A 19,184-nucleotide genomic window follows, 5' to 3' on the forward strand; every position below is an offset into this window, starting at 1 on the left:
CAAATCTCCAACGGACGACAACGATGAACGGTGGGTGGCGGGCGTCAGCTCTTGCGGGCCGGCGGCGGCATCGCCGTCTGCTGCTGGAACGCGGCGAGCAGCCGGTATTCCTCGCCGAGCTTGCGCGGCAGCGACAGGTACACCGGCAGCAGTTGCCGGTAGAGCGCGGCGTTCTTCGCATTGGGCGTGTGGCGGTGCGTGGCGCCCACCATGCCCGCGACCACGTCGAGCGAATCGACATGGCCCAGCGCATAGAGCCCGAGCACCGCGGCGCCCAGGCACGAGCTCTCGAAGCTCTCGGGCACCACCACCTCGCGGTCGAACACGTCGGCCATCATCTGGCGCCACATGCCCGAGCGTGCGAAGCCGCCCGTGGCCTTGATGTGCGCGCTGCGCCCGGCAATCGATTCGACCGCCGGCAGGATGCTGTAGAGATTGAAGATCACGCCCTCGAGCACCGCGCGGATCATGTGTTCCTTGCGGTGGTGGATGCCCAGCCCGAAGAAGGAGCCGCGCAGGTCGGCGTTCCAGTAAGGCGCGCGTTCGCCGGTGAGGAAGGGATGGAACACCAGCCCTTCGGAGCCCGCCGACACGCGCTCGGCGATGCGCGTGAGCACTTCGTAGGTGTCGATGCCCAGGCGCTTGGCGGTCTCGGCCTCGGCGGAGGCGAACTCGTCGCGCACCCAGCGCAGGATGATGCCGCCGTTGTTCACCGGGCCGCCCACCACCCAGCGCCGCTCGGCGAGCGCATAGCAGAAGGTGCGGCCCTCGGGGTCGGTCATCGGATGGTCGACCACGGTGCGCATCGCGCCGCTGGTGCCGATGGTCACGGCCACCTCGCCGGGCGCCACCGCGTTCACGCCGAGGTTGGAGAGCACGCCGTCGTTGGCGCCGATGACGAAGGGCGTGTCGGTTGCAAGCCCCAACTGCGCCGCGACATCGGCAGTGAGCCCTTCGATGTGCCAGGTGGTCGGCACCGGGCGCGACAACTGGTCGGCGCGCACGCCGGCCAGCGCGAGAGCGCCTTCGTCCCAGTCGAGCCGCTCGATGTTGAAGAGTCCCGTGGCCGAGGCGATCGAATGGTCGACCTGCCACTGGCCGAAGAGCCGGAAGAACACGTATTCCTTGATGCCGACGAAGCGCGTCGCACTCGCGAAGAGTTCGGCGCGCTCGTGGCGCAGCCACACCAGCTTGACCAGCGGCGACATCGGGTGGATCGGCGTGCCGGTGCGGCGGTAGATGGCCAGCCCGTCCCATTCGTCGCGGATGCGCTCGGCCCAACGCGCAGCGCGTTGGTCGGCCCAGGTGATGCTGGCGGTCAGCGGCGCGCCCGCACCGTCGACCAGGATCAGGCTGTGCATGGCCGCGCTGAAGGACACGGCGAGCACGTCGGCGGGCGCGGCCTTGCTCTCCTGCACGCAGCCCGCGATGGCCGCGAGCACCGCCTGGAAGATCTGCTCGGGATCCTGCTCGGCGGCGCCGGCTTCGGGCTGCAGCAGCGGGTAGTCGACCGCGTGGTGGGCCAGCACACGCCCCGCGGGCGTGAAGGCCACCGCCTTGGTGCTGGTGGTTCCGATGTCGACGCCGATGACGGTGCGGCCCATGGCTTGTCTCCTTAAGTGATCACATTCAGGCGAACACGATCAGACGAACATGCTCAGCAGCATGATGAACGCGAGGGCCACGACCGAGATCAGCGTTTCCATCACCGTCCAGGTCTTGAAGGTCTCGGCCACCGTCATGTTGAAGTATTGCTTGACCAGCCAGAAACCCGCGTCGTTCACGTGCGAGAGGATCAGCGACCCCGCGCCCGTGGCGAGCACCAGCAATTCGAGGTTCACGCCCGGCACCAGGGTGGCGAGCGGCGCGACGATGCCCGCGCCGGTGATGGTGGCGACCGTGGCCGAACCCGTCGCGATGCGGATCAGCCCCGCCACCAGCCAGGCCAGGAGGATCGGCGAGACCTGCGCATTCAGCGCCATGTGCCCGATGGCGTTGCCCACGCCGCTGGTCACCAGCATCTGCTTGAAGCCGCCGCCCGCACCGATGATCAGCACGATGGCCGCGGTCGGCGCGAGGCTGTCGTCCACGAACTTCATGATCTGCTTGCTGGTGAAACCGCGCGCAAAGCCGAAGGTGTAGAGCGACAGCAAGAGCGCCGCCAGCAGCGCGGTGATCGGGTGGCCGATGAAGTCCAGCCACAGGCGCACGATGTTCTTGTCGTCGAGCGCCACATCGGCAAAGGTCTTCAAGAGCATCAGCGCGACCGGCAGCAGGATCGTGACCAGCGTGATGCCGAAGCCCGGCAGCTCGCGCGCCTCGGGTTCGCGCGCCAGTTGCTCCATCAGTTCGGGCGAGGCCTCGCCCGGCACGTACTTGGAGATGTACTTGCCGAAGATCGGGCCCGCGATCATCGCGGTGGGCAGGCCGACGAGCAGGCCGTAGAAGATGGTCTTGCCGATGTCGGCGCCGAACACGCCGATGGCCAGCAGCGGCCCCGGATGCGGCGGCACCAGCCCGTGCACCACCGACAGGCCCGCCAGGAGCGGAATGCCGATGCGGATCAGCGACACGCCGGTGCGCCGCGCCACGATGAACACCAGCGGAATCAGGAGCACGAAGCCGATCTCGAAGAAGAGCGGAATGCCCACGAGGAAGGCCGCGAACATCATGGCCCAGTGCACGCGCTCCTTGCCGAAGGCGTCGATGAGCGTGCGCGCGATGCGGTCGGCGCCGCCCGACTCCGCCATCATCTTGCCGAGCATGGTGCCCAGGCCGAGCACGATGCCCACGAAGCCGAGCACGCCGCCGAAGCCCTCCTGGAAGGACTTCATCACCAGGTCCACCGGCATGCCCGAGGTGAGGCCGAGGAAGCCGGCGGCCAGCGTCAGCGCGATGAAGGGGTGCACGCGCCAGCGCGTGATCAGAAGGATCAGCCCGAGGATCGCCACCAGGGCGTCGACGAGCAGGAAAACCTCTTTGCTCATTCCGAACATGTGTGTGTCTCCTGAAACCGGCTGCCGCAACAGGGGCCGCCGGCGAGTGGGACAGCGCTATCCTGCGCGGTCCAAAAAAACAGCACTCTGGGCGCGCCCGGGTTTGTCCCGAATCGGCGCAGGGCTGGACAGCGCTATCCTAGGACAGCGCTGTCCAATTCAATCTTGGTAATAACCCTTAGAAATCGCCCATGGCCGACGCCCCCGACCGACCCCGCCCCCGTTCCTCCAGCCAGGTGACGCTCGACGACGTGGCCCGCGCCTGCGGCGTGAGCCCGATCACGGTGTCGCGCGCCTTGCGCGGCGCGCGCAATGTGGCGCCCGAGCTTCAGGCCCGCGTGCAGGCGGCGGTCGACCAGCTCGGCTACGTGCCCAACGTGGCGGCCCGCGCGCTGGCTTCGGCGCGCAGTTCGCATGTGGCGGTGCTGATCCCGTCGCTGACCAACCAACTCTTCGTGGAACTGCTGGAGGCGGTGCAGGACGCGCTCTCGCCGCATGGTTTCCAGTCGCTCATCGGCGTGACCCACTACGACCCCGCGCAGGAAGAAGCACTGCTGCGCAGCTACCTCTCGCAGCGGCCGGCGGGCGTGCTGCTGACCGGCTTCGACCGCAGCGAGGCGGCCTTGCGGATGCTCGAGCGCAGCAATACGCCCTGCGTGCACCTGATGGAAACCTCGGACGCGCCCGGCGTCTACAGCGTCGGCTTCTCGCAGCGGGACGCGGGACGCACGATCGTCGAGCACCTGCTGCAGCGCGGCCGCCGGCGCATCGCCTATGCCGCCGGCCAGCTCGATCCGCGCGTGATGATGCGGCTGGAGGGCTATCGCGAGGCATTGCGCGCGGCCGGCTGCCACGACCCGGCGCTCGAGCTGCTGGTGCCCGGCCCGACCTCCATCGCGCTGGGCGGCCGGCAGTTCGAGGAACTGCTCGCGCGCCACCCCGACGTGGACGCCATCTTCTATTGCAACGACGACCTCGCCCAGGGCGCACTGCTCGCCGCGCTGCGCACCGGCGTGCCGGTGCCGCAACGCGTGGCCATTGCGGGCTTCAACGACCTGGGCGGCAGCGACCAGATGCTGCCGCCGCTGACCACCGTGCGCACCCCGCGCCGCGAGATCGGCCGGCGCGCAGCCAGCATGCTGCTGGCGCTGATGCGCGCGGCGCCGGTGTCCGAGCGCACCGTCGACCTGGGCTTCGACCTGGTGGTGCGGCGCAGCAGTTGAGGCGAAGGGCGACGCGACGCCGCGTCAGCGCGTTTTTTCCATCAACGTGTTCGACGGCAGCGTCTCGTCCAGCAGCTTGCGCGCCGTCTCCACGCCGGCAACCGGCAGCAGCTTGGGATCGAGCAGGCCAACCTGCACCAGCACGCTCGCCTGGTCCCAGTAGATGTGCTCGTGATAGAGCTTGTCGCCGCGGAACTTGATGACCGCGAGCAGCGGAATCTCCACGCGCTTGCCGGTCGGCGCCACGCCGGGAAGCATCCACGGGATCTCGGTCGTGTGCGTGAAGCAGAACAGCATCTCGTCGACCACCTGCGAGGCGCCCACGGTGCGCGAGATCGGCACCAGCGAGGTGTCGGGCGGGTTGCTGTTGACGAAGTGGTTCGTATAGAACGCGTGCAGCGCCTTGTAGCCCACGCCGCCGGTCATGGTCGGAATGTGGTTCACATACGGCTCGGCCACCATGGTGCCCATCGTGTCGTCGACGTTGCGCGTGCCGAACTCGTACTCGCAGTGCTTGTCCCAGAGCGCCGAGAGGTCGTAGTTCGGGCCGATCGCGCCCTTCAACGCAGCGATGCTGCGCTCGTGCGCCATCAGCGCGGAGGGCTTGTGGAAGTGCTCGCCGCCGTTGCGTGCGAAGGCGTGGTCCATGCCGGGGTACACATAGAGCGACACACCCGGGCGGCCCTGCAGCGTCTGCACGATGCGGTCGCGCGCCTCGGGCGGGCAGAACTTGTCGAGCTCGGCGATGTGCAGCGTGAGCGGGCGCTTGATGTGGTCGGCTTCGCCTAGCGCGGCATCGATGCCCACGCCGTAGTAGCCGACGGCCACGTCCGCATCGGTGCGGCACGCCGCCAGGTACGCGAGCTTGCCGCCGAGGCAGAAGCCGAGCACGCCGACCTTCTTGTCCTGCACCTCGGGCCGCTGGCGCAATGCGGTGATCGCGGCCTGCATGTCTTCCATGCCTTTGGCCTCGTCGAAGCCGCCGTAGAGCGCGAAGGCGCGCTGCCAGTCGGCCTCGCTGTAGCCGAGTTCGACATCGGGCTCCTGGCGCCAGAAGAGATCGGGCACCAGCACCACGTAGCCTTCTTCCGCGTAGTAGTCCGCCACCTCGCGCATCGTGTAATTGATGCCGAAGATCTCCTGCGCGATCACGAGGCCAGGACCGCTGCCGGACTTGGGCAATGCGAGGTAGCCGTTGAAACTGCCGCTGCCGTCGGTGGCCTGGATGCGGATTTTTTGCTGCATGTGAACTGCTCCGTGGATGAGGTGGGGTGGTGAAGCGGGCCGCGTGCTGCTCACTGCTGCATGCATTCCGGGTGCCTTGTCGTCACCTGGTAGTAGCCTGAATGAAAGACCAGCGGCTCGCCGTCGAAGCGATCGTAGCGCTCGACCTCGCCAATGAAGATCAGATGGTCTCCGCCGTCGTACTGCTTCACGTTGCGGCATGTGAAGCGGGCGATGACGCCGTCCAGCAGCGGCACGCCGGCCGTGCCCTCGCAGCAGTCCACGCCGCCGAACTTGTCGGCCTGCGGCGTAGAGAACTGCCGCGACAGGTGATGCTGGTTCGCCGCGAGCACATTGATCGCGAAGTGGCTGGCACCGGTGAAGTCGGCCACGCTCGGCGCCTGCCGCGCGAGGCTCCACAGCACCAGCGGCGGATCGAGCGACACCGACGAGAACGAATTGGCGGTCATGCCCACGCGGCGGCCGTCGATGGCTCGCGTGGTGATGACGGTCACGCCGGTGCTGAACTGGCCGAGCGCCTTGCGGAAGTCGCGCCGGTCGAAACGATCGACCACGGCTTCGCGTGCCCGCGCTTCCAGGAAGCGATCGGCCTCCTCTGCATCGAACCACCAGGGCGCGAAGGCGCGCGGATCGTCGAAGCCGTTGACGATGGTGCTCGCGACCGCGGGCATGTGGGTCGCGCTCTGCAGCAGCTTCAAGAGGTGCGGCTTCGGCGGTGCGAGCAGGCTGTTCGTCCAGTCGGTGGCCCAGCGCGCGTAGCCTTCCCAATAGCGGTCGAAGGTCTCCTGCATCCATGCGGCGTCGAACGTTGCGTCGCCGTGTTCGAGGATGCGCTTGAGGTAGATGTCGGCGCATTTGGCCGCGTTGTTGGCGCCCTGCCCCGTGATCGGGTCGTTGAGCACCACCGCATCGGCCAGGCCCAGCACCTTGCGACCCGAGGGCAGCGTGGCGACGGGCTGGCGCACCGTGGGCGTGAAGCGACCGGTGAGGATGCCGTTGTCGTCGGTCAACTCGATGTGGGTGCAGCGCTCGGCCTCCCACGGCAGGAAGGTCTCGAGAATCCATTTGCTGCGCGCGAGGTGTTCCTCGGGCGTCTTCACGTCCGCCCAGCAATCCATCGGGCCACCGGGCACGCCTTCGAACACCATGATCTCGCAGGGCCCCGAGGTGGTCAGCGCCGGGAACACGAAGTACTCGCCCACGCCCGGGATCAGGTTGAAGCACACGCGCGCATGCGGCTCGGCGGGCTTCATGCCCTTCACATAGGTGAGCGCCAGCGCGCGCTGCGGCTGGTCGTACGGGGAGCGCGCCTCGTCGCGCTCGAAGAGCTTCGATATCTCGCCCTTGCCGCTCGCCACGACCACGAGGTCGTGCGTCTGCGCGCAGGTCTCCAGGTCGTCGAGGCCCACATCCTTCAGCACCAGCTGGCCGCCACGTTTCTCGAACTCGGCCATCCACGCGGGAATCTTCAGCCGCTGGTCGACCGACTGCGCCGGCCCGTCGAGCCGCGCGCGCCATTCGATCGCCTTGCCGCCTTCGGGGTTGCGCACCGCGATGCCGATGCCTTCGATGGCGGGGCATTCGTCCGCCCACCCGTCCAGGCCGAGTTCGCGCTCGGTCTGCAGCGCGGTCTCGAACATGCACTGGCTGGACATCACCGGCCCTTCGAGGATCTCCCGCGCCGAGCGGTTCGAAAAAACCGTCACCTCGTGCCCCGCGCGCTGCAGGCCGAGCGCGAGCTGCATGCCGGACTGTCCGGCGCCGACGATGGCCACGCGTCGCTTCATGGTTTCGCTCCGGGCTATGCGACAGCCGCGCAGGTGGCGATGTAGCGCTCCGATTCCGCGGCGTCCGCAAACCACGGGAAGAAGGTGCGCGGATCGTCGAAGCCGTTGGCAAAGGCGCTCGCCAGCGGCGGCACCGCGCCGGCACTGCCGAGCAGGTTGAGCACATGGGGCGGCGGCGGTGCGAGCAGCATGTTGGTCCACTGCGTGACCCACTGCGCATAGCCGAACCAGTAGCGGTCGAAGGTCTGCTGCATCCAGGCCGCATCGGCCGCCTCGTCGCCGCGCGCGAGGATGCTCTGGAGGTACGTGTCGGCGCACTTGGCCGCGTTGTTGGAGCCCTGCCCCGTGATCGGATCGTTGAGCACCACCACGTCGGCCAGGCCCAGCACCTTGCGGCCGGAGGGCAATGTCGCAACGGGCTTGCGCACCGTCGGCGCGAAGCGGCCCGCGAGGATGCCGTTGTCGTCCGTCAGCTCGATGTCCTTGCAGCGCTCGGCCTCCCACGGCGTGAAGGTGTCGAGAATCCACTTGCTGCGCGCGAGGTGCTCCGCGGGCGTCTTCACATCCGCCCAACAGTCCATCGGGCCGCCGGGCACACCTTCGAACACCATGATCTCGCACGGCCCCGTCGTCGTCAGCGCCGGGAACACGAAGTACTCGCCCACGCCCGGAATCAGGTTGAAGCACACCGCCGAGAACGGTTCGCGCGGCGCCATGCCCTTCACATAGGTGAGCGCCAATGCGCGCTGCGGCTTGTCGTAGGGCGACCTGTGCGCATCGCGCTCGAAGAGCTTCGAGATCTCGCCCTTGCCGCTCGCCACCAGCGTGAGGTCGTGGCTCTGCGTGCAGGCTTCGAGCTCGTCGATGCCCGCATCCTTGAAGACGAGCTCGCCGCCCTTCTTCTGGAATTCGTCCATCCACGCCGGGATCTTCACGCGCTGGTCGACCGACTGCGCGCTCGCGTTCAGCCGCGCGGCCCAGTCGATGGCCTTGGCGCCTTTCTGCTCCGGGTGCGGCACGGCCAGGCCGATGCCGTGCACCGTCGGGCAGTCGCTCGCCCAGTGGTCCAGGCCCAGGTCGCGTTCGATCTGCAGCGAGGTGTCGAACATGCACTGGCTCGACATGACCTTGCCGCGGCGGATGTCCTCTCCCGTGCGATTGCTGAACATGGTGACCTCGTAGCCTGCCGCGAGCAGGCCGAGTCCCAGTTGCAGGCCCGACTGGCCCGCGCCGACGATGGCGATTCGCTTCATTGCTTTGCTCCTTGATGCTCCGCGAGGAGCTAGTCAGTCCATCAACTGGGGAATGGCGGGCACGGCCTGCTCGGGGCCCATGGCGGAATAGCCGCCGTCCACCGCGTAGTCGGCGCCGGTCACGAAGCTCGCGTGGTCGGAGCACAGGAACAGCACCACCTGCGCCACCTCGTCCGGATCGCCCACGCGCCCGAGCAGATGGAAGGGCGCGGCCACGCGGTCGGTCTTGGCGCGGTCGTTGCCGCTCAGGCGCGCCATCACGGCCGACCAGGTCCAGCCCGGCGACACGCTGTTCACCCGGATGTTGTCCTGCGCGAGGTCCATCGCCATGTTGCGGGTGAGCTGCGCCATCGCGGCCTTGCTCACCGGATAGAGCCAGCGCCCCGTCTGCGCCACGCGCGACGAGATGCTCGTGAAATTGACCACCGCACCGCCCCCGGCCGCCACCATGTGCGGGTGCGCCGCCTGCAGCATCGCCACCGCGCTCGCCACGTTCACGTTGAACGAGGTGAGCCAGTCGGCGCGCGGCGACTTGAAGCCCTCGTCCACATACGAGCAGGCGAGGTTGACGAGAAAGTGCACGCCGCCGTGCCGCTCGGCCGCTTCGGCGACGCAGGCGTGCACCTGCGCGTCGTCGGTGATGTCGGTGCGGACGAACCGCACGCCGGCGCCGAGCGAATCGGCGAGCGCCTGGCCGTTGCCGGCATCGATGTCGGCGACGACGACCTTCACGCCGGCCGCGTGCAGCGCACGCACCACGCCCACGCCTATCAATGTGGCGCCACCGGTGACGATGGCGCTCTTGCCTGCGAGTCCGTTGAACATGACGCTTGCTCTCCTCGGTGGATCGATCGGGCAGACCCTGTGGGCCTGTGTGTGGAGCGAACGCTACGAGGGGACGGGCCTTGGGAGCATCCCGCAAACGCAGGCGATGTCCCTGCCGCGCAGGTTTTTCCGAGGGGTGGCCCGAATTGTGGGCGGGGATGGTTTTTGCTACGGTGCCTTCGCCCCATGGAACCCCTCACCACCCCCTCGTTGCCGCTGCAGCGCTACCGGCTGTTCGAGAGCCACGACATGGACGAGGCACGCGAAAGCGTCGCCCGCGTGTTCTGTCCGCACGGGCTGGTGATGCTCAAGCCGCGCACCGAGTTGGACGCCTGCCACCACAGCGCGCGGCTGCACCGGGACGTGAGCCTCAATTACGTGCAGTACGGGCCCGGCGTGCAGATCGACCCCGGGTACCTGCAGGAATTTTTCCTGCTGCAGATTCCGCTGCGCGGCGGCGCCGAGATCCGCTGCGGCGCGCAGCAGGTGGACGCCACGCCGCGGCTCGCGTCGCTGCCCTCGCCCACCGAACCGCTTTCGATGCGCTGGGCCGACGACAGTCCGCATTTGATCGTGCAGCTCGCGCGCTCCGCGCTGCTCTCGCGGCTCGAATCGCTGCTGCAGGCGCCCGTCGGGCAGGCGCTGGTGTTCGACCTGGGCGTGCCGCTGGACAACCCTGTGCTGGCGCCGCTGGTGCATTTCATCGACTACTTGCGGCTGACGCTCGATGCGGGAAATGCGCTGCAGGCTGGCAGCCCGCTGGCCGAGCATGCCGAGGCTTACTTGATGTCGAGCCTGTTGATGTCGGCGGGGCACAACCACTCGCGTGCGCTCGCTGGCGATGCGCAGCGGCGACTATTGCCGCGCGTGGTGCGCAGGGCCCAGGAATACATGGCCGCGCATGCAGAGGAGCCGCTGTCGCTGGCCGACGTGTGCCGGGAAGTCGGATGCAGCGCGCGTGCGTTGCAACTGGCGTTTCGCCAGCATGCGGGGCAGGGGCCGATGGAGTTCCTGCGGGAGATGCGGCTGGACAGGGTGCGGGCCGAACTGCGGTCGTCGGCCGGCGTCGCCGGAACCGGCGTGCGCGAGGTGGCGCAGAAGTACGGCTTCCTTCACTTAGGGCACTTCGCGGCGCAGTACCGTGCGCGCTTCGGGGAGCGGCCGTCCGAGACGCGGGGACCGCGCGGCGCCTGATGCGCCCGCCCCTGCGCACAGGCGGAGGGGCAGGTCAGCATCCGGAATTCAGGAGCCGGGCATGTGGGGCGGATGCAGTTCCACGGTCTTGGACGCCTTCTTGCGCATCCGGATGTTGAGCAGCTCCACGCCCACCGAGAAAGCCATCGCGAAGTACACGTAGCCCTTGGGCACATGGTGGTCGAAGCCCTCCGCGACCAGCACGACACCCACGACCACGAGGAAGGCCAGTGCCAGCATCTTGATGGTGGGATGGGCCGAGACAAAACGCCCGATCGGGCCCGCGAACACCATCATCAGCAGCACCGAGACCACCACTGCGGCGATCATGACGCGCACGTCGTCCACCATGCCGACCGCGGTGATGATCGAGTCCAGCGAGAACACGAGATCGATCACGATGATCTGGAGCATGACGGAGGTGAAGGTCGCCTTGGCCACGCTCGCCTTCTGCTCGTGCGCACCCTCCAGGGACTGATGCACCTCGGTCGTGCTCTTCCAGATGAGGAACAGGCCGCCCAGGATCAGGATGAGGTCCCGCCCCGAGATCTCCTGGCTGAACACAGAGAACAGCGGCGCGACCAGCCCGACGATCCAGGCCAGCACCAGCAGCAGCCCGATGCGCATGAACATGGCCATGAACAGCCCCACCCGCCGCGCGAACTCGCGTTTGTCGGGCGGCAGCTTGTCAACCAGGATGGAGATGAAGATGATGTTGTCGATGCCCAGCACGAGCTCAAGCGCCGTCAGGGTGGCAAAGGCAATCCAGACCTGCGGGTCTGTCAGGAGTTCAAGCATCGGGGTTCTTTCAGACGGCCCCACCGGAGAGCGAAGCTGCGCGGATTCTCACCTGCGAGGGCGCATGCGGCAACGAAGAAGGGCCGCAGGTTTTCGGGGTAATTCCATCAATGAACGAAACGCCCGCCGGTGCCGATCATCGTCATCTCGACGAAGCGCGAGCCGCTGTGGTTGTCGGGAGTGAAGGACACGAAGAAGCCGCCCGCGTCCCACTTGTTCATCGTTTCCAGGGCGGCCAGAAGCCTCGCGCGCGTGAGATCGCGGCCCGTGCGGCGCAGCCCTTCGACCAGCGTCTTCGCGGCAAGGAATCCTTCCATCGATCCGAAGCTCATGTGCGGCACGCCGGCCTTCTGCATGGCCAGCGCATATTCGTTCTGCAGCACGGACGCCCGGCCCCATGGAAAGGGAACGACTTCCGAAACCATCACACCCGCGGCCAGGGTGCCCAGCTCGTCGGCCAGTGCCTTGCCGCCGACGAAGGACACGCTGACGAAGCGCCCGGCGTACCCGGCCTTCTTCATTTCCTTGATGAGTGCCGCGCTGGACACGTAGGAGCTGATCAGCGCCACCGCATCGGGATGCGCCGCCTGGAGCGCCTTGGCGGCGGCCGCCACCTCGGTGCTGTGCCGCTCGATGGCGGTGGTGGCGACGATCGGGAAGCCGCGCTTGGCCGCTGCCTTGCTCATCGCCTCGAGCCCCGCCTTGCCGTAGGCATCGTTCTGGTGGAACACCGCGATGTTCTTGGCACCGGTGACCGCCAGCTGCTCGAGGATGTATTCCGACTCGTCGAAATAGCTCGCCCTCACGTTGAAGACGACGCGATTGAACGGCTGGCGCAGCGCCTCGGCACCGGTCACCGGTGCAAAGAACGGCACCTGCGCAGCCACGGCCAGCGGCAGCGCCGCCAGGGTGGTGGAGGTGCCGACATAGCCGAACAGCGCCACGGCGCGGTCCTGCTCCAGCAGGTCGGCCGTGTTGCTTGCGGTCACCTTCGGGTCGTAGACGTCATCCTTGGCGTGCAGCTCGATCTTTCGCCCGTGGACGCCGCCCGCCTCGTTGACCATCTGGAAGTAGACGCGCGCACCCACATTGAACTCCGTGCCCAGCTGCGCGGAAGGGCCGCTGAACGGCGCCGACTGGCCGATCACGATGGTCGCGTCTTCCACGGCCTTGTCCTTGGCGACGCCCGGCAGGCTGGCAAGCCCCAGCGAGGCGGCGACGCCGGACACCAGGAGGAAACGGCGGGTCCGTGAAGCAGACGGCTTCACAGGAAAGGGGATTTGGCGAGAAGGCATGAGGCGGCACTTGGGTTTTTGAAAAGGCACTCAGCCACCGGCCTCCATGGCGCGTGGGGCCGGCATGCAGCATGCGGCGCTACCAGCAACAGGCCGCCCGGGAGGCGGATTCTTCGCGGCATGTTCCTGGCCGGCGCCGGCGGGATGGCGGGGCTCAGAAATCCAGCTGCTTGTCCGCGTCCTGCGTCTTGCGGCGCGCCAGCGCGAGGTTGGCGCGCAGCTTGTCCAGCACGACGTAGATGAACACGCCTTCCTTGGACATCGAGGGGCGGATGATGTGGTATTGCTTGCCGAGGGTGATCAGCATGTCTTCGACGACATCGTTCAACCCGAGGGCCCGCATCGTCTTGAGCTTGGTGCGCACGACCTCGGTGTTGCCGGCCGCGGCGATTTCCAGGTCCAGGCCCGAGCCCGCGGAGCCCAGGATCATTCCGCTGGCGGAATCGACGATGGCCGCGCACATGGCGCCGTCCAGCGACAGGATGTCTTCGAGGGTTTGCTTGATGGATGCCAATTCGTTCTCCAGTAAAAAATAAGAAAGCGTCAGAAAAAAATCAGGTGTCAGGCATGAAAGGGGGACGTGTCGGCAAGCGTCCTGGCGAGCTGCGTGGCCCGGTACGACACCAGCGCCAGCACGGCCGAGTCGCGGGCGATCACGTTGATGACCAGTTCGACGTCGCGCCGGTACACGCTGCAGAAAACCGCGAAGCCAGACTCGGTCTGCACGATCACGCTCTTTTGGCGCCCGAGGCGCGCCTCTTCGGAGACCACTCCGCTGATCGCCACGATGGAACTGGCCATGGCCGCCACGCGGGCGGGGTCCACGTCGCCGGTGACCGCGGAGGCCACGCTGAATCCGTCGATGGTGGCGATCACCGCGGCCGTCACGCCGTTCAGCTCGTCGACCAGCTTGCGTGCCTCGCGCTGCGCGAGCGCGGTCGCGGTCTTCGACAGGCCATGTGAAACAGTCATTCGTTCTCCCCTCCCAGATCGGCTTCGAGTTGCATCAGCAGCGTGTCGAGCAGCAGGATCACGTCGCTCCTGTTGCGCACGTCCACGCTCAAGATCGGAAACACCCGGCCCGTGCCTGCGATCGCCTGCGCGTAGTCGTCCAGGCTGGGCACCGGATGGGTCTCCATGCGGCCCACGCCGATGGCGCAGGGGATGGTGCGCAGCGCCTCGGAAAAGCCAGTCATGTAGAGGGCCAGGTCCGCCAGCGGATCGGGGCGCGAGTTGTCGATGAGGACGACGAGGCCCAGCGCGTTGCGAACGAGGATCTTCCAGAGGAAGGCGAAACGCTCCTGCCCGGGCGTGCCGAACATGCGGACGCGGTCTCCGTTGTCCAGCGTCAGTTCGCCGAAATCCAGGCCGACGGTGGTGCGCTCCTTGGCGATCGACGTGTCGGAGTTCCGCACGTCGGTCATGACCGGCGGCACATCGCTCACGCACCCGATCGCCGTGGTCTTGCCGGCGCCCACGGTGCCGGTGAAAAGAATCTTGTATTCCCTCATGGCGCACCCAGCCCCAGGTGCCGGCGGATGCCGCTGATGAGGCCGCGCGCGAACGCGCCGCGCACCGGGGCGGACAACCCCTGGGCCCGCGGCAGATGGTCCGCATGCGGCCGCGCGCTGGAGGGCACCACGTGCAGTTCCAGCACGCCCGCCGAGCGCAGCGTCTGAAGAAAGGTGACGCAGCGCGACAGCGGGAGCTCGCCGAGATCGGACAGCTCGGTCGCACTCAATGCACGGCGCGCCAGCAGGCTGGCCATCCGCACTTTTTCGGGGTCGTTGCGCAGCAGCAGGGCCGAGGGCCAGCGGCGCAGCGTGAAGCGCACCGACTCGGAAACCTCGATCTTCGGCGCCATCTGCTCCGGCTCGTCCGATGGCACGGTCTGCCCCGCCAGCAGGGTGCGCTCGGTGCTCTTCAACCATTGCTGCAGACGGTCGGCGCGTATCGGCCGCTCCAGCGTGTGCGCATGGCTGCCGGAGTTCCTGCGCGTGAGCGTGAGCAGCGAGCCGGCCATGCGGGCAAAGCCCGCGCGCTCGGCCGCCGTCGCGCTCTCGTCGACGAGCAACGCGTCGTACGGCGGCGCGGTGACGAAGGTCCACGGAAAGGAAAGATCGCTCGCGTACAGCTGCACGATGGTCCGGATCACGGCGGTTTCGGCCGCCGGCAATCCGTAGACACCCATTCTCAGAACGGACATGCCTTGCCTCCCGGTTGCATGAACATCCGCATCAGTTCACCGCCGGGACTTCGCGCCAGTTCAAGAGCCGCAGCGAGACGCCCTTGGACAGATCGGCTTTCACGGGCACCGGCTTCCCGTCGGTGCCGACGACGATGCGGGTGGAGCCGTCCACGCTCACGAATCTGAGGTCGGTGACGGCGCTCGGGAAGCTCTGGTAGGCGGTTCCGGCGGGCAACAGCACCGAGCTCCCGGTTCCGTAGTTGATGGCGTAGACCCGGCTCTGCCCCGAAGGACTGCAGGCATCGCCGGTGGTCAGCAGGCTGGAGAAAGCCACGATGCCGTTGAAGGCCGCCGGGCTGGAAACCAGGCGCCAGCCGACGCTGCTGTCGACACCCAGGTCCAGATACCAGCCCGGCGACGTGTTCGAGAGGCTGATGCCCTTGAGCACATCGTCCACCTTCGTGAGCTGGCTGCGCGTGATGGGCGCGGTCACTGCATTGAAGCTCCCGGCCGTTCCGTCGACGATGGCGTAGAACGACTGCGGTGCCTTCGAATTCACGTCCGAGGCGTCCAGCAGCTTGCCGGTGCCGAGCAGCACGAAGCGCTTGCGCGTGACGGGGTTGATCTCGATCAGCGGCGCGATGGTGACCGGTTGCGCGTTGCCCGATCCGTCGGTCAGCGTGGCCAGCAAGGTCGGCGCGGGGTAGGCGGCGCTGCTGCCCTTGGCGGCGGTGAGATCGAAGCGCCAGAGCTGGCCGTCCAGATCCGCCGCATAGACGGCATCCGCCGTGTTGTCGGCATGGTCGGCGACATAGGCGGACGCCTGCGCGAGGCCGCTGGAGGCGGTGGGCGTTGCCATCTTCTCGAGCAGCGCGCCGGTCTTCGGATCGACGATGTACAGGTAGCCCTTGCCGTCGCTGTTGTTGTAGCCCGAAGTGAGGATCACGACCCAGCCGTACTTCTTCGTCTTCACGGCGATGGGCGCGCCATAGCTGTAACCCATGGTGGCGTCGGTGAATTCCCATTTCACCTTGCCGGCCACCGCGGCTTCGCTGCCCATGCCTGCCGGGTCGGTCACGTCGAGGGCGTAGTAGCTCTTGCCGCCCTTGCCCAGCCCGCCGATCAGCAGGCTGTGCCAATCGGCGCCGTTGCCGCTGCTCGCGGTGGTGAACGCGCCACCGGCGCTGTTCAGGTCCACGTCGAAGGCCAGTGGCGTCGCATCCACGTAGTAGCGGTGGGCGTACCTGGGATTTCCAAGCTGCGCCAGCCCATCCACCTGCGGCGTGCCGTTCGGTCCCTGGAACAAGGCGCTCGGCACGTAGGCGAACTGCTCGGTTCCGGGGTTGGTGCCGTCGAGGGCGCCATTGAACGCATGCAGCATGCCGTCGTTGGCGCCGACGTAGACCATGGTGGGACGCGCGGCCCACTTGGTCTTGAATGCCGTGTAGCCCGGGTTGCTCTTCTCCGAGAAGCCGGTCGCGGGCGGCCCGACGGGCATGACCTTCGAATTGACGATGTCGCCCAGCAGCAGGGACCGGCTGCGCAGCGCCCGTGTGCTTTCGGCCACCGTCGAGGCGCTTTCGTTCTTGCGGTCGCCACGCAGGTAGTTGAGGTAATCGGTGCTGCTCGTGGTGGTGGCGTAGGCCGGTGCGAGGGCGGCCAACTGCGCCGACGTCACGCTGCCGGCGCGGAATGCCACGCCCTTGCGGCCGTCCCATGTCGCGACGCGGCGCGCCGTGTCCCAGCCGCCGTTGGCCAACTGGGCTTCGAGCGTGGTGCTGGTGGTCCAGACGGGTGCGGCCGACGGCGTGCCATCGCTGGCGAAGGTGAGCTTGCTGGCGGTGACCACGCCCGTCCATCCCTTGGAGTCGTACTGCGATGCGTAGGAGGCGCTGCCGGCGGAAGCGACCTGCGCGGTGGAAAGAGAGAAAGACGTGGTGTAGGCCTTGATGGCGTTGGCGATGTCGGTGAATGCCGCCCTGAGGCCGCTCACCATCTGCCCTGCATTGCCGGCCAGGAAATAGTTGTCGGGGCGAAGGCGCCTCTTGCCGTTCATGTCGATGCTGTCGCCCGAGGTGTTCCACCATTCCTGCGCGAGCGGCGCGGTGGCGGCCGGGTCGTAGTTCGCGGGCACGCTGAAGCCGCCGTACTTGGTCGCCAGGTAGTACGGGTTCAGGTCTTCGGCCCGCTGGTACTCCATGACGTCCATCCAGTAGGTGGAGATGTTCTGCATGCCGGCCAGGTCGGGGCGGATGTCGTTCACGTGCGCGCCGTAGGCCAGGCCGGCGATGTAGTAGGTCGTATCGCTGCCGCCGGCCTTCCACCACGGCGTCGGCGCCTTGAAACCTTCCATCACCTGCAGGTTCTTCGTCCAGGCATCCGCCTTGTTCAGCGAGTCCGCGGCGACCGTCGCGGGATTGCCTCGCCAGCTCGTCACCGCGCTTCCGCCCACGTTGTAGTCGTAGTGGGTGTGGTCGTCGCCGATGCCCAGAATGAAATTCTTCTGGCACGAATAGGAAATGGGGTCCTTGCCGCTCCAGTCGGTCACTGCGGGAAAACCGTCGAGCTTGGCCTCCCTGCCCTCCACGTTGGCCGCCACCGAATTGGTCCATTCGGGGACGTTGCCCAGGTTCTCGAAGTACCGAACGGCAGCGTAGTAAAGCTCGCTGACGTTGTCGTACATCATGTAGTTCTTGGCGGACTGGCCGAACTTGTTGAGGTAGTTCATCACCCCGCTCTGCACGACGCCGCTCGCCGTGGCCGACACCGCGTCGGGGTTGGTGTTCATGATGCCGGTGGTGGCATCCCACTCGCCGCGCGTGTTGGTGACCACCGCGGTGGACAGCGGCTGCGGATACGTCGGGCCGATGAAGCCCATCGGCGCACGCATCACGCCGCCCTGCTGCGCAATGCCGCCGGCGTTCAGGAACGAGAAGGTGCCGTAGCGGATCTTGTTGGCGTTCTGCTGCAGCAAGCCTTCGGGCTTGTAGTTGGTGCCGTACTTGACGCAGTTGGCCTCCACGCCGCCGGCACCGGCCGAGGTGTCGCAGACCTTGACGCGCACATAGACCTGGTAGAGGGCATCCGTCTTCTTTGCGTCGTTGGCAGCGCCGACATCCTTCAGGTCGCCTCCCGTGCCGTTGGGGTTGCCTGTCCCGGTGAACACCATGGTGTTGCCGCGCGACCAGATGCTCGTGTTGAAGTTGCTCCAGTTGCCGAATGGCGTGACCGAGGAAATCGATGCCTTCGGCAGCTTGTGCCCGCCTCCCTGATCGGTGCCGCGCAGCGGGAAATTGGTGATGTTGCCCTGGGCGGAGCCCCACCCCTTCTCCAGGATGGTTTCGCTCGTGGTGTCCACGCTTCGATAACCACCCGAGAGCGCCCAGCGGAATGGGTCGATGGTCTGCATCGTGGCCCAGTTCATGAAGTTGCCGCTCCACTGTCCCGAACAACTGTGCTTGTTGGTGCCGGTGGACGCGCCGGCCGGCTGGAAGTAGCTGGCGGATGCAGCGCCGTTCTTCGCCGCCGGCTCGACGTAGGTGTACGTGTAGCACTTGCGCGGATCGAAGTAGCCGAGGTACTCGGTGGCATCCGCGTAGTCGTTGAGGTTCGCCACGCTGATTGCGGTGGGGTACTCCACCGACAGCGCCAGCGCAAGATTTCCCGGCACGTCGGACGAGGCGAACACGGGTTGGTCCGACAGCTTGGCGGTCGCCGCCAGCGCGGCCGGGCACGACGCCAGGCCCAGACAGACGGCCGCGATCGCCCCGAGGCCGGAGGCCACCGTCGATGAACGGCGAATAGCGTTTGTCATGGGGATGCGGTGCCTTCCTGGTCTGGCTTGGTGAACGTCGACTGCATGAACACCTGGGTGTCGCGCGGACCGCTGACGCGCAGGCTCAGCCGGTAGATCGTGGCGGTGGGTGGCGCCGGCGGCGGCGTGGGACTGGCCGTGCCACCGGCCGGAGCGGCGGACGACTGCACGCAGCCGGTGCTGGTGGCCGGGCCGGTGCTGCTGCAGAGGCGATCGATCACGTAGCGGATGCTGACCTGCGCCACCGCGTCGGTGAGGTCGTTGGAAGCCTTGCCGACGCTGCCGAAGGCCTTGTCGTCCAGCAACGCCAGCGGTACGCCCTGCGTGTTGGTGTCGAGCTTGGTCGCCTTGAAGTTCTCGCCCGGCAGATCGTCGGTCGCGTTCGCGAGCGCACCGCCGCTGGCCAGCTTGTTGGCCAGCACGAAGGACACCGCCCGCTCGCCCTGGTTCACCAGGTCGCGCCGGAACGCCAGGTTGCCGGCGGAGGTCAGCGACGTGTTCATGGACCGCACCACCGCGACCCCCGCCGGCCAGGAGGATCACGAGCACGATGAGGCACAGCAGCA

Annotated in this window: 16 protein-coding genes and 1 pseudogene; 2 read left to right on the plus strand and 15 right to left on the minus strand. The window is 67.3% G+C overall.

Features of this window, described 5'->3' with window-relative positions; genetic code table 11:
* Positions 1-44: 44 nt before the first annotated feature.
* The gene (gntK, locus tag QF040_RS18110) at positions 45-1,604 is read right to left on the minus strand and encodes a gluconokinase (RefSeq protein ID WP_429612206.1); all 1,560 of its coding nucleotides are present in this window, start codon (positions 1,602-1,604) and stop codon (positions 45-47) included.
* A gap of 39 nt (positions 1,605-1,643) precedes the next feature.
* On the minus strand, positions 1,644-2,996 hold the full coding sequence (locus QF040_RS18115; protein WP_307645190.1) for a GntP family permease: 1,353 nt from the start codon (positions 2,994-2,996) through the stop codon (positions 1,644-1,646).
* 191 nt (positions 2,997-3,187) lie between these two features.
* Here QF040_RS18115 and QF040_RS18120 point away from each other — a divergent pair, with 191 nt between their 5' ends.
* Positions 3,188-4,219 (plus strand): LacI family DNA-binding transcriptional regulator, encoded by a 1,032-nt coding sequence (locus QF040_RS18120; protein ID WP_429612207.1) that lies wholly within the window; start codon positions 3,188-3,190, stop codon positions 4,217-4,219.
* A 24-nt stretch (positions 4,220-4,243) separates the two neighbouring features.
* On the opposite strand, the gene QF040_RS18125 is transcribed toward QF040_RS18120, so the two are convergent.
* The 5 genes and pseudogenes from QF040_RS18125 to QF040_RS18145 all read right to left on the minus strand — a co-directional run bounded on the left by QF040_RS18125 (position 4,244) and on the right by QF040_RS18145 (position 9,329).
* A complete protein-coding gene (locus QF040_RS18125) occupies positions 4,244-5,464 on the minus strand; it encodes a dienelactone hydrolase family protein (protein WP_429612208.1) in 1,221 nt (406 codons plus the stop codon).
* Positions 5,465-5,514: 50 nt separating this feature from the next.
* The gene (locus QF040_RS18130) at positions 5,515-6,042 is read right to left on the minus strand and encodes a flavin reductase family protein (protein ID WP_306881795.1); all 528 of its coding nucleotides are present in this window, start codon (positions 6,040-6,042) and stop codon (positions 5,515-5,517) included.
* Positions 6,019-7,251, minus strand: a pseudogene (locus QF040_RS18135) (styrene monooxygenase/indole monooxygenase family protein); the annotation flags it as partial. The gene QF040_RS18130 and the pseudogene QF040_RS18135, both read right to left, overlap by 24 nt.
* Before the next feature lie 14 nt (positions 7,252-7,265).
* The gene (locus QF040_RS18140; RefSeq protein ID WP_429612209.1) at positions 7,266-8,504 is read right to left on the minus strand and encodes a styrene monooxygenase/indole monooxygenase family protein; all 1,239 of its coding nucleotides are present in this window, start codon (positions 8,502-8,504) and stop codon (positions 7,266-7,268) included.
* 33 nt (positions 8,505-8,537) lie between these two features.
* Positions 8,538-9,329 carry an SDR family oxidoreductase gene (locus QF040_RS18145; protein ID WP_429612210.1) on the minus strand — a complete coding sequence of 264 codons (792 nt, stop codon included), beginning with the start codon at positions 9,327-9,329 and terminating at the stop codon, positions 8,538-8,540.
* 186 nt (positions 9,330-9,515) lie between these two features.
* On the opposite strand from QF040_RS18145, the gene QF040_RS18150 reads away from it, so the two are divergent.
* Complete coding sequence (locus QF040_RS18150; protein ID WP_429612211.1) at positions 9,516-10,523, plus strand: AraC family transcriptional regulator; 1,008 nt, start codon at positions 9,516-9,518, stop codon at positions 10,521-10,523.
* Positions 10,524-10,571: 48 nt separating this feature from the next.
* Here QF040_RS18150 and QF040_RS18155 read toward each other — a convergent pair whose 3' ends face one another.
* From QF040_RS18155 to QF040_RS18190, 8 genes are all read right to left on the minus strand, one after another.
* Positions 10,572-11,321: a TerC family protein gene (locus QF040_RS18155; protein WP_429612212.1), complete on the minus strand. Its 750-nt coding sequence runs from the start codon at positions 11,319-11,321 to the stop codon at positions 10,572-10,574.
* Between the two features lie 107 nt (positions 11,322-11,428).
* Complete coding sequence (locus QF040_RS18160; protein ID WP_429612213.1) at positions 11,429-12,550, minus strand: ABC transporter substrate-binding protein; 1,122 nt, start codon at positions 12,548-12,550, stop codon at positions 11,429-11,431.
* A gap of 220 nt (positions 12,551-12,770) precedes the next feature.
* Entirely contained in the window at positions 12,771-13,130 is a 360-nt protein-coding gene (locus QF040_RS18165) for a hypothetical protein (protein ID WP_429612214.1), read from the minus strand.
* A gap of 47 nt (positions 13,131-13,177) precedes the next feature.
* Entirely contained in the window at positions 13,178-13,588 is a 411-nt protein-coding gene (locus tag QF040_RS18170) for a roadblock/LC7 domain-containing protein (RefSeq protein WP_429612215.1), read from the minus strand.
* Entirely contained in the window at positions 13,585-14,127 is a 543-nt protein-coding gene (locus QF040_RS18175; RefSeq protein WP_429612216.1) for a GTP-binding protein, read from the minus strand. The genes QF040_RS18170 and QF040_RS18175 overlap by 4 nt, the downstream gene beginning before the upstream one ends.
* Positions 14,124-14,822 carry a hypothetical protein gene (locus tag QF040_RS18180; protein WP_429612217.1) on the minus strand — a complete coding sequence of 233 codons (699 nt, stop codon included), beginning with the start codon at positions 14,820-14,822 and terminating at the stop codon, positions 14,124-14,126. The genes QF040_RS18175 and QF040_RS18180 overlap by 4 nt, the downstream gene beginning before the upstream one ends.
* Before the next feature lie 31 nt (positions 14,823-14,853).
* Positions 14,854-18,618 (minus strand): pilus assembly protein, encoded by a 3,765-nt coding sequence (locus tag QF040_RS18185; protein ID WP_429612218.1) that lies wholly within the window; start codon positions 18,616-18,618, stop codon positions 14,854-14,856.
* Positions 18,615-19,121 (minus strand): pilus assembly PilX family protein, encoded by a 507-nt coding sequence (locus QF040_RS18190; RefSeq protein ID WP_429612219.1) that lies wholly within the window; start codon positions 19,119-19,121, stop codon positions 18,615-18,617. The genes QF040_RS18185 and QF040_RS18190 overlap by 4 nt, the downstream gene beginning before the upstream one ends.
* Positions 19,122-19,184 lie beyond the last annotated feature (63 nt).

Source organism: Variovorax sp. W2I14 (genome assembly GCF_050435205.1).
GTDB lineage: Bacteria > Pseudomonadota > Gammaproteobacteria > Burkholderiales > Burkholderiaceae_C > Variovorax > Variovorax paradoxus_C.

Excerpts from the sequence above, each read along its gene's own strand:
- QF040_RS18180 (WP_429612217.1), bottom strand. The coding sequence starts at position 14,822 with ATGTCCGTTCTGAGAATGGGTGTCTACGGATTGCCGGCGGCCGAAACC.
- QF040_RS18125 (WP_429612208.1), bottom strand. The coding sequence starts at position 5,464 with ATGCAGCAAAAAATCCGCATCCAGGCCACCGACGGCAGCGGCAGTTTC.
- QF040_RS18190 (WP_429612219.1), bottom strand. The coding sequence starts at position 19,121 with ATGAACACGTCGCTGACCTCCGCCGGCAACCTGGCGTTCCGGCGCGAC.
- QF040_RS18175 (WP_429612216.1), bottom strand. The coding sequence starts at position 14,127 with ATGAGGGAATACAAGATTCTTTTCACCGGCACCGTGGGCGCCGGCAAG.
- QF040_RS18170 (WP_429612215.1), bottom strand. The coding sequence starts at position 13,588 with ATGACTGTTTCACATGGCCTGTCGAAGACCGCGACCGCGCTCGCGCAG.
- gntK (WP_429612206.1), bottom strand. The coding sequence starts at position 1,604 with ATGGGCCGCACCGTCATCGGCGTCGACATCGGAACCACCAGCACCAAG.
- QF040_RS18145 (WP_429612210.1), bottom strand. The coding sequence starts at position 9,329 with ATGTTCAACGGACTCGCAGGCAAGAGCGCCATCGTCACCGGTGGCGCC.
- QF040_RS18155 (WP_429612212.1), bottom strand. The coding sequence starts at position 11,321 with ATGCTTGAACTCCTGACAGACCCGCAGGTCTGGATTGCCTTTGCCACC.
- QF040_RS18120 (WP_429612207.1), top strand. The coding sequence starts at position 3,188 with ATGGCCGACGCCCCCGACCGACCCCGCCCCCGTTCCTCCAGCCAGGTG.
- QF040_RS18140 (WP_429612209.1), bottom strand. The coding sequence starts at position 8,504 with ATGAAGCGAATCGCCATCGTCGGCGCGGGCCAGTCGGGCCTGCAACTG.
- QF040_RS18115 (WP_307645190.1), bottom strand. The coding sequence starts at position 2,996 with ATGTTCGGAATGAGCAAAGAGGTTTTCCTGCTCGTCGACGCCCTGGTG.
- QF040_RS18150 (WP_429612211.1), top strand. The coding sequence starts at position 9,516 with ATGGAACCCCTCACCACCCCCTCGTTGCCGCTGCAGCGCTACCGGCTG.
- QF040_RS18185 (WP_429612218.1), bottom strand. The coding sequence starts at position 18,618 with ATGACAAACGCTATTCGCCGTTCATCGACGGTGGCCTCCGGCCTCGGG.